The sequence below is a fragment of the Buttiauxella sp. genome, assembly GCF_035271705.1.
Classification (GTDB): Bacteria; Pseudomonadota; Gammaproteobacteria; order Enterobacterales; family Enterobacteriaceae; genus Buttiauxella.
Genome location: NZ_DATERI010000052.1, coordinates 18,682 through 29,936, shown reverse-complemented (window position 1 = coordinate 29,936; position 11,255 = coordinate 18,682). Strand labels below are relative to the sequence as shown.

The window sequence follows — 11,255 nt, the reverse complement described above, 5'->3', positions numbered from 1 at the left end:
CCGCCCTGCGGACACGCAAAGTACGCGGTACAACCGAGGAAGCCTGCCCAACTGAGAAGGCCGAGACTCACCGCAACCCAACCCCAGAGGCCTGAGAGAATACCGGTAGTCAATGCCAGAGAAATAAGTATGTTCATAGCGAGCTATCATAGCAGAGCCTTACGGCTCGACTACGATCAACCGCACAGTTTTTGTAAATCAAAAATCAACGTTGCATTTTAAATGTGATGCAAGTCACGCCAAGCTCAAAATAATTCAAGTCCCAGCAAGGCTGGCAAGTGAGCTTATCCCGATGAGCTTACTGGAGTAAGTGTTCGGGTAAGCGAACGCCGCCAACGCAGCTGTGGCATGAAGTATGAAGAGCTATTCGTCGCTCTCTTCTTCTAGCTCATCACGCATCGCCTGGATAGCTTCACGGCTAATTAACGCCAGCGTACGGTAGAACGCCGTGGTGGAATGCGCTTCGACTTTTCCGAGGAAGGTGCCACACCATGGCATCAGGTAGTCATCAAATAAGCGGACCTGGGCTTCAAGCTCGTCTTCTTGTGATTGATCTTCCAACCATGAAGCTGCAAGCAACAAGGTACCAAAATGATCGGCGGGTGTTTCTGCAAGCGGCATACCGCGCTGTTTCAGGAATTCACGAACGTCGCCTTCATGGCTGCCCGCTTCCCATGCTGAACGATACGGCGGCACGCTGCACTCTTCGCCGACAAACAAGGCATTATAATCGGCGGCTAACTGCTGAGGATCGCAGCTCTGTTGCAGACGAGTCAGTAATTCGTCCTGTTCCAGCGGCCAATGCTCTGCCAGTTTGCCTTCGCGGATCATCGTCAACAATGGAACCAAAAGCGGGTCTTGGGGTTGACGGTAAAACAGTGATCCTAAAATGCGGCAAATAATTGAAAACTCATTCATGCTAGCTGTCCATTAAGTAGAGATGTGTTGAGTAAAAACTGTTGTGCAATAACTGTCATGCAAAAACTAAAGTGTGGCGAATTCTTTGATTGGCGCCATGCCACGGGATTCAAGGAAACCGAGCATACGACGCACTGAAACATTGAGAATACGTTCTTCCGGGAACTCAACTTCTGCCAGAATTTTGCGACATTCATCGAAATCCCCAAGAGTAAATGCTGTATGGGAATCGGACCCCAACGATAACCAACCTCCGGCATCACGTACTGCTGCCGCTATGGCACGGCAGTTTGGGCCACTCCCCTTGCGTGAATGCGTAAATGAAGAGTTATTCAGCTCCAGCGCAACGTTATATTTTGCTGCCGCTTGTGCAATGGCAGGAATGTCGACCTCGAATTTCGGATTTCCAGGGTGGCTGATAATGTGAACGTTCCCGTTCGCCATGGCAGCAATCATTGCCTCAGTGTGCATTGCGCTATCTTTAGGAGGGAAAACAGGTTCATGAAAACCGGCAATAATCAGATCCAGTGAATCCAGCATGGGACCAGTGCAGTCAATTTCCCCTGCGGTATTTTTAATATTAGCTTCAATACCACGCAAAATACCGACGCCATCCACCACGCGTGGCCAAATACGCATATTCACAAAATGCCAGTAATGCGGCGCATCAGCCATATCTGGGCCATGATCGGTGATGGCAAACAGTTTGATGCCTTTGCTTTTAGCCATCTCAATGTAGTCATGAAGGGTGCTATAGGCGTGGGTGCTGGCGACGGTGTGCATATGCAGGTCAACGGGATACATGGCTCTCTCCTTTTATCTCATTCCCGCAAGGATAGCAGTTATCGCCGTTGTTTTTTAGCCCGGCGCTGACCGGGCATACCCAATGGATTTCAAATCTGCTCCCGGCAGATTTGTTGGGTGAGTGAACGTAGCCAACGCACCTGCAACTTGAAAGACGCCGGGATACCCAATGAATTTCAAGCTGCAGGAAGGCGGCAAGAGAATGAGTCCCGATGAGCTTAGTAAACTAAGTGATTCGGGTGAGTGAACGTAGCCAACACACCTGCAACTTGAAAGACGCCGGGTATAGCATTAATAGCCGTTATGCAAAGAGACCTGTCCGCTCGGTGACTCACCCTTTTCAATTTCGCGAATGGTTTTAGCAATATATTCGATGGCTTCTTGCGGCCGGGTCACTGCCGCCAGATGCGGTGTGATGGCAATGCGAGGATGTTTCCACAACGGGTTGTTCTCTGGAAGGGGTTCTTTCGCAAATACGTCAAGCATCGCGCCTTTCACTTTGCCGCTCTCAAGTGCTGCCAGCAGATCGTTTTCGACCAGATGCACACCACGAGCGAGGTTCATGACAAACGCCTCATCAGCCAGTTGTTCGAGCAGTTGACTGTTGATGATGCCCACGGTTTGCGGTGTATTGGGCAACAGGTTGATTAACACACGCGTACCCGTGAGGAAGGCATTCAGTTCTTCTGTACCGGCAAAGCTTGTGATACCCGGATAGTTTTTCTTGCTGCGGCTCCAGCAACGCACCGGGAACCCCCAGGCAGCGAGACTTTCCGCCACTTTCCCGCCCAACACACCAGCCCCGAGTAAGCCAATGGTGAAGTCTTCACGGCGATAGTCTTCCAGCGGCTGCCATTTGGCCTGCTGCTTTAAGGCCTGATAGTCATCAAATCGGCGGAACCAATGCAGTACCTGGCTTACTGCGTACTCCTGCATTTGTAGCGCCATACCGGTATCTTCGAGGCGGAAAAGCGGCACGCCCGTGGGTAACATATCAGGATGAGCTTGCAGCTTACTCAAGATGGAATCCACACCCGCGCCTAACGCAAACACCCCTTTCAGCTCAGGACGCCCGCTGAGCATCTCCACAGGAGGATGCCATACCAGCGCGTAATCAGCTGGCTGGTTATCTCCAGGACACCACTGGCGAACCCTGGCATCTGGAAGTTGCTGTTGCATACCGTCGAGCCAAAATTGCGTATTAAATGTTGGGTGGTGAAAAATAATATCCATGCTTTCTCCATTTATTCTTAGACTTACGCGCAGCATTAAACAATACATTAGATGTATCTAATAAAAAATCACCGCGCGTTGCTGTTTTAAGAAGCAAGTTGTTTGAAGTTTGGCTAAACGCACCGATTTTGCTGAAAAGTGAATTGACGCAGCCCACAGTTTTCCCTACATTAGCGCCCGTTCCAGCAGTCAAGGAACAACAAAACGGTGAGGTGTCCGAGTGGCTGAAGGAGCACGCCTGGAAAGTGTGTATACGGCAACGTATCGAGGGTTCGAACCCCTCTCTCACCGCCACATTTAAAGAAGAGCTCGCATGAAATGCGGGCTTTTTTTTCGCCTTCAGGGTGGCATCGTTCATAGCTTGAGCGAACGGTATAGAAACAAAAGATTAAACTTGACCGAATAGGGTTCAGTCCCTATAGTAGCGCCCCGTTGCCCCTGATATTGGCAACAGAAACAAAACGGTGAGGTGTCCGAGTGGCTGAAGGAGCACGCCTGGAAAGTGTGTATACGGCAACGTATCGAGGGTTCGAACCCCTCTCTCACCGCCACATTTAAAGAAGAGCCCGCATGAAAATGCGGGCTTTTTTTCGTCTGTATTCCGCCCAAAAGGCAAAAAAAAGCCCGAACCTACGTTCGGGCATGACAGATTTAATCAGACTTTCGTTTGCTAAATCTCTCCCGTATCACCACAAAGAACACCGGCACAAAGAAGATGGCCAACAGAGTTGCGGAAAGCATCCCGCCCATCACGCCAGTGCCGACCGCATTTTGCGCTCCACTCCCCGCACCACGGCTCAGTACCAAAGGCATCACCCCCAGAATAAACGCCAGTGACGTCATCAGTATTGGGCGCAACCGCATACGCACCGCATCCAACGTGGCTTCAATCAAGCCTTTACCTTCTTTCTCCATCAAGTCTTTGGCGAACTCGACAATCAATATTGCATTTTTCGCCGACAAACCAATGGTGGTCAGCAGCCCCACCTGGAAATAAACGTCATTGTTCATCCCTCGCATCACCGCCGCTAACAGCGCCCCAACCACACCGAGCGGGACCACCAGCATGACGGAGAACGGTATCGACCAACTTTCGTATAACGCCGCAAGACACAAGAACACCACGACCAGGGAGATGGCATACAGCGCTGGCGCCTGGTTTCCAGAAAGCCTTTCCTGATATGACATCCCCGTCCAGTCATAACCGATACCAGAGGGGAGTTTCGAGGCAAGCTGTTCCATTAATACCATCGCCTCACCGGTACTTTTACCCCCAGTCGCCTCGCCCAAAATTTCCATAGAAGGCAAACCATTGTAGCGTTCGAGGCGCGGTGAACCATACATCCAGTGAGAAGTTGAGAACGCCGAGAGCGGGGCCATTTGCCCGTTGCTGCCGCGCACATACAGATTATTAATATCCTGTGGCAACATACGGAAGCGCGCATCAGACTGCACATACACCTTTTTCACACGCCCGTTGTCGATAAAATCGTTCACGTAGGTGCCACCCAATGCACTGGCAATTGTCTGGTTGATATCCGCAAGACTAATACCAAGGGACTGCGCTTTTTCTTGATCGATTTCGAGCTTGTATTGTGGCGTATCCTCAAGACCATTCGGGCGAACACGCGTCAATACATCGGGATGTTTTGCCACCATGCCCATCAATTGATTTCGAGCCAGCGTCAGTTGTTGATGCCCAAGGTTTGCCTGGTCGATAAGCTCGAAGTCAAAGCCCGTCGCCGTACCCAACTCGATGATAGCCGGTAAGTTAAACGGGAAGACCAGACCGTCGCGAATCTGGCTGAACGCTTTGGTGGCGCGTTCTACGATGGCACCGACACCATTTTCTGTTCCCGGCCTGTCTTCCCAGGGTTTCAAGCTGATGAATGCCAAACCCGCGTTTTGTCCCTGCCCGCTGTAGCTAAAACCGTTAACCGTAAACACATAGTCGACATTGGCTTTTTCAGTATTGAGATAGTGATGCGTAATCTGATCAAGCACTTTCTGCGTACGCTCCTGCGTCGCACCGGCGGGTAGTTGCACCATCGTCATAAACACCCCCTGATCTTCATCGGGCAGGAAGGAGGTCGGCAAACGTAAAAATAGCACTGCCATTCCGATAACAATAATCAGGTACAGCAGCAGATAGCGCCCGGTACTGCGCAAAATATGGCTCACGCTGTCGGTATAGTGATTCGCACTTTGGTTGAATTTATGGTTAAACCAACCAAAGAAACCGGTTTTTTGATGCGTCTGAGGATCCACCGGCTTTAGCAATGTGGCGCACAGCGCGGGTGTCAGGATCAACGCCACCAACACCGACAACGCCATCGCCGACACGATAGTAATGGAGAACTGACGGTAGATTGCCCCTGTCGACCCACCAAAGAATGCCATCGGAATAAACACCGCCGACAACACCATGGCTATCCCAACCAACGCACCCTGGATCTGGCCCATCGACTTCTTCGTGGCTTCTTTCGGTGAAAGATGCTCTTCGGCCATCACGCGCTCAACGTTTTCCACCACCACAATGGCGTCGTCCACCAGCAGGCCTATCGCCAGTACCATGCCAAACATGGTGAGGGTATTTATCGAATAGCCAAATGCCGAGAGCACGGCAAAGGTCCCAAGCAGAACAACGGGCACCGCGATAGTCGGGATTAATGTCGCACGGAAGTTTTGCAAGAAGAGGTACATCACCAGGAAAACCAGGACGATGGCTTCGAAAAGCGTTTTCACCACTTCATGAATGGAGATCTTCACAAACGGCGTGGTGTCGTAGGGATAAACAATCTTCATACCGTGCGGGAAGTAGGGTTGCAACGATGCCAGTTTCGCTTTGATACCGGTGGCGGTATCTAGCGCATTTGCCCCTGTCGCAAGCTTAATACCCAGGCCCGCCGCAGCCTGGCCATTGATCTTCGCCACCACATTGTAGTTTTCACCCCCTAACTCAATGCGTGCCACATCGCTTAAATGCACCACGGAGCCATCCGGGTTCACTTTCAGCGTAACTTTGCCGAACTCGACCGGATCACGTAAACGGGTTTGCGCGATGATGGACGCATTAAGCTGCTGGTTTTTAACCGCAGGTGTCCCACCTAGTTGCCCGGCCGCGATCTGGTCATTCTGTACTTTAAGCTGGCTAACTACGTCGCCTGGGTTGAGTTGGTATTTGTTCAACGCATCCGTATTTAGCCAGACACGCATCGCATATTGCGCTCCGAACAGTTGCACATCCCCCACCCCGTTAGTCCGGCTAATCGCATCTTTAATATTCGAGGCCACATAGTCGGAAATGTCATCCTGGGTGAGTGCTGGGTTATCGGAGATAAAACCGGCTACCAGCAAAAAACTGCTGGAGGATTTTTTGACACTGATCCCCTGCTGCTGCACTTCCTGCGGTAACAGCGGCATTGCCAGTTGCAGTTTATTCTGTACCTGAACCTGCGCGATATCCGGGTTGGTGCCTGATTTAAAGGTCAGCGTAATAGTCACCCCCCCCGCCGAGTCACTGGTGGAAGACATGTACATCAGGTTATCGATACCGTTCATGTTCTGCTCGATAACCTGCGTCACGGTATCCTGTACGGTCTGAGCATCCGCGCCTGGATAGGTCGCCGTCACAGCGACGGCCGGCGGTGCAATCGTCGGATATTGCGCAACAGGCAGCTTAAAGATAGCCAGCGTACCGGCAATCATTAAAATAATCGCCAGTACCCAGGCAAAGATTGGTCGTTCAATAAAAAACTTAGCCATTGTCCAGAATACCTTAGCGTGTTTGAGCGGCAGCGCTATCTGGCACTATCTGGACTGTCACTCCAGGACGCACACGTTGAAGCCCGCTGACAATGACTTTGTCATCCGGCTGAACCCCTTTTGTCACAAGCCATTGATCGCCAATCGCCTGTGGCGCAGTCACTTCACGCACTTCGGCTTTGTTATCTTTTGCGACCACCATGACCGTCGCGTCACCGCGTGGGTTACGCGTCACACCTTGTTGCGGTATCAAAATCGCATTTGGCTGGACACCTTCGTCAATTTTCGCCCGCACATACATGCCCGGCAGGAGTTGATGCTGAGGATTTGGGAACACCGCACGCAGAGTAATAGAGCCGGTCGTCTGATCCACCGTCACATCAGAGAACTCAAGCTCACCGTTGAGCGCATACGGTTGGCCATCTTCCATGATTAATTGCACTGCAGTCTTGCCGTTCGATTTCTTCAGGCTTCCCTGTTCAACCGCCTGCTTGAGCTGCATAAAATCGTGGCTCGATTGGGTGACATCCACATAAATGGGGTCGAGCTGCTGTACCGTCGCCATTGATGAAGCCTGGCCATTGGTCACCAACGCCCCTTCGGTGACATTCGACTTGCCAATACGCCCGTCAATGGGCGAGCTAACTTTGGTGTAGGCGAGATTAATACGTGCATTTTCTACTTCAGCTTTCGCGGCGGTCACTTCGGCATCTGCTTGCTGGGCAGTGGCGACGGCCTGATCATAGTCCTGCTGACTGATGTACTTCGTGCCAAGCAAAGGGACGTAACGTTTCACGGTTAAATGCGCAATCTTTGCTGCGGCCTGAGCTTTGGCAAGCGAACCTTGGGCACTGTTCCACGCGGCCTGATAAGGCGCTGGATCAATCTGATAGAGGGAATTTCCGGCTTTGATATCGCCGCCTTCAACAAAGTTGCGCTTTAGGATGATACCGCTCACCTGCGGGCGAACTTCAGCGACACGAAAAGCGTCGGTACGCCCTGGAAGTTCAGTCGTCACAGCCAATGGGGCTGATTTAACGGTATACACATTGACTTGTGGTGTTGTCGCTTGTGCCTTTGCCTCACCGTTATCATTACAGCCCGTTAATATGCCCGCCGCGAATAAAAGCACGGTAGGCAGGAGGATGAACTCACCATTTTTCTTCATTACTATTCCTTAAAGCATGATTCTTGAAGTAAAAACTTGCAGCCAGTGGAGGAGTGCGAAAACCACCAGCAACGTATTCTGGTTATTTCGCTTTTCCGAAGAAGCGACTGATCACGACAAAGAACACTGGGACGAAGAAGATCGCCAACAGCGTGGCAGAAACCATTCCACCCATGACTCCCGTACCTACGGCATTCTGTGCACCACTCCCCGCACCACTGCTGATAACCAGCGGCATCACGCCGAGAATAAATGCCAGAGATGTCATGAGGATTGGGCGCAAGCGCATCCGCACCGCGTCGAGAGTGGCCTCGATCAACCCTTTGCCTTCTTTATCCATAAGGTCTTTGGCGAACTCGACGATAAGAATCGCGTTTTTGGCCGAAAGCCCAATAGTGGTCAGTAGCCCAACCTGGAAATACACATCGTTATTCAAACCACACAGTGTGGCGGCAAGGAGTGCGCCGACCACACCCAGCGGCACGACCAACATCACGGAGAAAGGAATTGACCAGCTCTCATAGAGCGCAGCCAGACATAAGAAGACCACGAGCAGAGAGATGGCATAGAGCGCAGGTGCCTGATTTCCGGACAAACGTTCCTGGTAAGACATTCCCGTCCAGTCAAAGCCAATACCGGTCGGTAATTTCGACGCTAATTCTTCCATCAGGAGCATCGCCTCACCGGTACTTTTGCCTGGTGTGGCTTCACCGAGGATCTCCATAGATGGCAGGCCGTTATAACGTTCAAGACGTGGAGAGCCAAAAATCCAGTGCGCGCTGGCAAACGAGGAAAATGGCACCATTTGCCCACTGCTCCCGCGCACATACCAACTGTTAATGTCCTGGGGCAACATACGGTTCGCCGCCCGCCCCTGGAGGTAGACCTTTTTCACGCGACCATGATCGATAAAGTCATTGACGTAAGTGCTGCCAAGGCCGGAGGCAATGGTCTGGTTAATATCGGAAATGCTTACGCCCAGCGACTGCGCTTTTTCTTGATCAATTTCGAGCTTAAATTGCGGTGTATCCTCCAACCCGTTTGGCCGAACACGCACCAGTAAATCCGGACGTTTGGCGATATCCCCTAGCAACTGGTTTCGCGCCTGGGTCAGCGTTTTGTGCCCCAAACTTGCCTGGTCGACTAATTCAAAATCGAAGCCGGTGGCGGTACCTAGCTCAGTAATCGCAGGCAGGTTAAACGCGAAAACCATACCGTCGCGAATTTGGCTAAACGCGCGCGTGGCTCGCCCGACGATGGCAGTCACTTCGTTCTCTTTACCCGGCCGTTTATCCCAGTCTTTCAGGCGAACAAACGCCAGACCATTGTTTTGACCTTTGCCACTGAAGCTGAACCCGTTAACAGTAAATACCGATTCAACGTTGGCGGATTCTTTCGTCAAATAGTATTCGGTAATCTGGTCCATGATTTTCTCGGTTCTGGCCTGCGTCGCCCCTGCGGGTAACGTCACCATGGTGAGAAAAACACCCTGATCTTCTTCGGGCAAAAATGAGGTAGGTAAATGAAGGAACAACGCGACCATACCGCCGACGATCAGCACATAAAGCACCATATAGCGCCCGGTGCGACGCAAAATCTGTTTCACGCTATTCGTGTAATGGTGTGTGCTTTGCTCGAAACGGGCATTAAACCAACCGAGCAAACCGGTCGTTTTACCATGGCTTCCTTTAGCAATCGGTTTCAGTAATGTGGCGCATAAAGCGGGGGTCAGGATCAGCGCAACCAGCACAGAGAGCACCATCGCCGAAACAATGGTGATGGAGAACTGGCGGTAGATAACACCGGTAGAACCACCGAAAAATGCCATCGGAATAAACACTGCCGACAACACCATTGCAATCCCAACCAGTGCCCCCTGAATTTGCCCCATCGATTTCTGCGTCGCTTCTTTCGGCCCTATCCCCTCCTCTGCCATCACACGTTCGACGTTTTCCACCACCACGATGGCATCATCCACCAGCAAGCCTATCGCCAGCACCATACCGAACATCGTTAAGGTGTTAATCGAGTAACCGAAGGCGGCAAGGATTGAGAACGTCCCCAACAACACAACGGGCACGGCAATAGTAGGAATCAGCGTGGCGCGGAAGTTTTGCAAAAACAGATACATCACCAGGAACACCAGTACGATGGCTTCGAGCAACGTTTTGAAAACTTCACGAATAGAGATTTTTACGAACGGCGTGGTGTCGTAGGTGTAGACCACATTCAAGCCGTGTGGGAAATAGGATTGCAGACGGCCCATTTGTTCCTGCACCGCTTTTGCGGTATCCAGCGCATTCGCACCCGTGGCTAATTTAATCCCCAGACCCGCGGCGGGTTTCCCGTTATAGCGGGCGATAACGTTATAGTTTTCCCCACCCAGCTCAATGCGCGCAACATCGTGTAATTCGACTTTGGCACCGTCAGGATTCACTTTAAGTAAAATGTGACCGAACTGTTCAGGGTCACGCAGACGAGTCTGAGCAATAATAGAAGCATTCAACTGCTGCCCAGCAATGGCAGGCGTACCGCCGAGTTGGCCTGCGGCAACTTGTGCGTTTTGAGTTTTAATCTGGTTAATCACATCCAGCGTGGTTAACTGGTATTTATTGAGTTTGTTCGGGTCAAGCCAGATGCGCATCGCGTACTGCGCGCCGAACAGTTGTACGTCCCCAACCCCCGCGGTGCGGCTAATCGGATCTTTGATATTAGAGGAAATATAGTCGGCAATATCATCCTGGCTCATGTTGCCATCCTGGGAGATAAAACCGGCAACCATCAGGAAACTGCTGGAGGATTTTTTAACACTGATCCCCTGTTGCTGTACTTCTTGTGGCAACAGCGGCATAGCGAGCTGAAGTTTATTTTGCACCTGTACCTGAGCAATATCCGGATCGGTCCCTGACTTAAACGTCAGTGACACAGACACGCTACCGGAAGCATCGCTGGTTGATGACATGTACATCAGGTTATCCAGACCATTCATGTTCTGCTCAATGACCTGGGTCACCGTATCCTGAACAGTACTGGCATCGGCACCTGGGTATGTTGCGTTAATGGCAACCGCAGGCGGGGCAATTGTCGGGTATTGCGCCACGGGCAAATTGATGATGGAGAGCACTCCCGCCAGCATCAAAATGATCGCCAACACCCAGGCAAATATGGGGCGCTCGATAAAAAACTTCGCCATCTAAAAATTTCCCTATTAAAGGTCTAACTCTGAATGGATATAGAGACCGCCAGCTTACCAGAGGGATTTACGATTAATTATTCACGCGTGTATGTATAAGGTCATATTCCTGCGCTGGACATCGCAAAGTTTAAAGCACACAATCACTGGCGTTTTAACCAGATAAATAAGCAT

At 51.3% G+C, this 11,255-nt stretch carries 7 protein-coding genes and 2 tRNA genes; 2 read left to right on the top strand and 7 right to left on the bottom strand.

The window, feature by feature from the left end; genetic code table 11:
- The 4 genes from VJY99_RS04110 to ghrA form a co-directional block, all read right to left on the bottom strand.
- On the bottom strand, positions 1-137 hold a 137-nt coding region (locus VJY99_RS04110), incomplete at its 3' end, for a DUF1097 family protein (protein ID WP_324116571.1).
- A 226-nt stretch (positions 138-363) separates the two neighbouring features.
- Positions 364-918 carry a molecular chaperone gene (locus VJY99_RS04105; RefSeq protein ID WP_324116569.1) on the bottom strand — a complete coding sequence of 185 codons (555 nt, stop codon included), beginning with the start codon at positions 916-918 and terminating at the stop codon, positions 364-366.
- Between the two features lie 66 nt (positions 919-984).
- Complete coding sequence (locus VJY99_RS04100) at positions 985-1,722, bottom strand: phosphatase (protein WP_324116567.1); 738 nt, start codon at positions 1,720-1,722, stop codon at positions 985-987.
- 291 nt (positions 1,723-2,013) lie between these two features.
- Complete coding sequence (gene ghrA, locus VJY99_RS04095; protein WP_324116565.1) at positions 2,014-2,955, bottom strand: glyoxylate/hydroxypyruvate reductase GhrA; 942 nt, start codon at positions 2,953-2,955, stop codon at positions 2,014-2,016.
- A 206-nt stretch (positions 2,956-3,161) separates the two neighbouring features.
- Here ghrA and VJY99_RS04090 point away from each other — a divergent pair.
- Positions 3,162-3,249, top strand: a tRNA-Ser gene (locus tag VJY99_RS04090).
- Between the two features lie 169 nt (positions 3,250-3,418).
- Positions 3,419-3,506: transfer RNA gene (locus VJY99_RS04085), tRNA-Ser, on the top strand.
- A 100-nt stretch (positions 3,507-3,606) separates the two neighbouring features.
- Here VJY99_RS04085 and VJY99_RS04080 read toward each other — a convergent pair.
- From VJY99_RS04080 to VJY99_RS04070, 3 genes are all read right to left on the bottom strand, one after another.
- On the bottom strand, positions 3,607-6,720 hold the full coding sequence (locus VJY99_RS04080) for an efflux RND transporter permease subunit (RefSeq protein WP_324116563.1): 3,114 nt from the start codon (positions 6,718-6,720) through the stop codon (positions 3,607-3,609).
- A gap of 13 nt (positions 6,721-6,733) precedes the next feature.
- Positions 6,734-7,888, bottom strand: coding sequence for an efflux RND transporter periplasmic adaptor subunit (locus tag VJY99_RS04075; RefSeq protein WP_324116561.1), 1,155 nt, complete (start codon positions 7,886-7,888; stop codon positions 6,734-6,736).
- A gap of 82 nt (positions 7,889-7,970) precedes the next feature.
- Positions 7,971-11,081 carry an efflux RND transporter permease subunit gene (locus tag VJY99_RS04070; protein WP_324116560.1) on the bottom strand — a complete coding sequence of 1,037 codons (3,111 nt, stop codon included), beginning with the start codon at positions 11,079-11,081 and terminating at the stop codon, positions 7,971-7,973.
- Positions 11,082-11,255: the final 174 nt, after the last annotated feature.

Bases quoted from the DNA above. Each gene is read 5' to 3' on its own strand.
- VJY99_RS04075 (WP_324116561.1), bottom strand. From the start codon at position 7,888: ATGAAGAAAAATGGTGAGTTCATCCTCCTGCCTACCGTGCTTTTATTC.
- VJY99_RS04105 (WP_324116569.1), bottom strand. From the start codon at position 918: ATGAATGAGTTTTCAATTATTTGCCGCATTTTAGGATCACTGTTTTAC.
- VJY99_RS04100 (WP_324116567.1), bottom strand. From the start codon at position 1,722: ATGTATCCCGTTGACCTGCATATGCACACCGTCGCCAGCACCCACGCC.
- VJY99_RS04080 (WP_324116563.1), bottom strand. From the start codon at position 6,720: ATGGCTAAGTTTTTTATTGAACGACCAATCTTTGCCTGGGTACTGGCG.
- VJY99_RS04070 (WP_324116560.1), bottom strand. From the start codon at position 11,081: ATGGCGAAGTTTTTTATCGAGCGCCCCATATTTGCCTGGGTGTTGGCG.
- ghrA (WP_324116565.1), bottom strand. From the start codon at position 2,955: ATGGATATTATTTTTCACCACCCAACATTTAATACGCAATTTTGGCTC.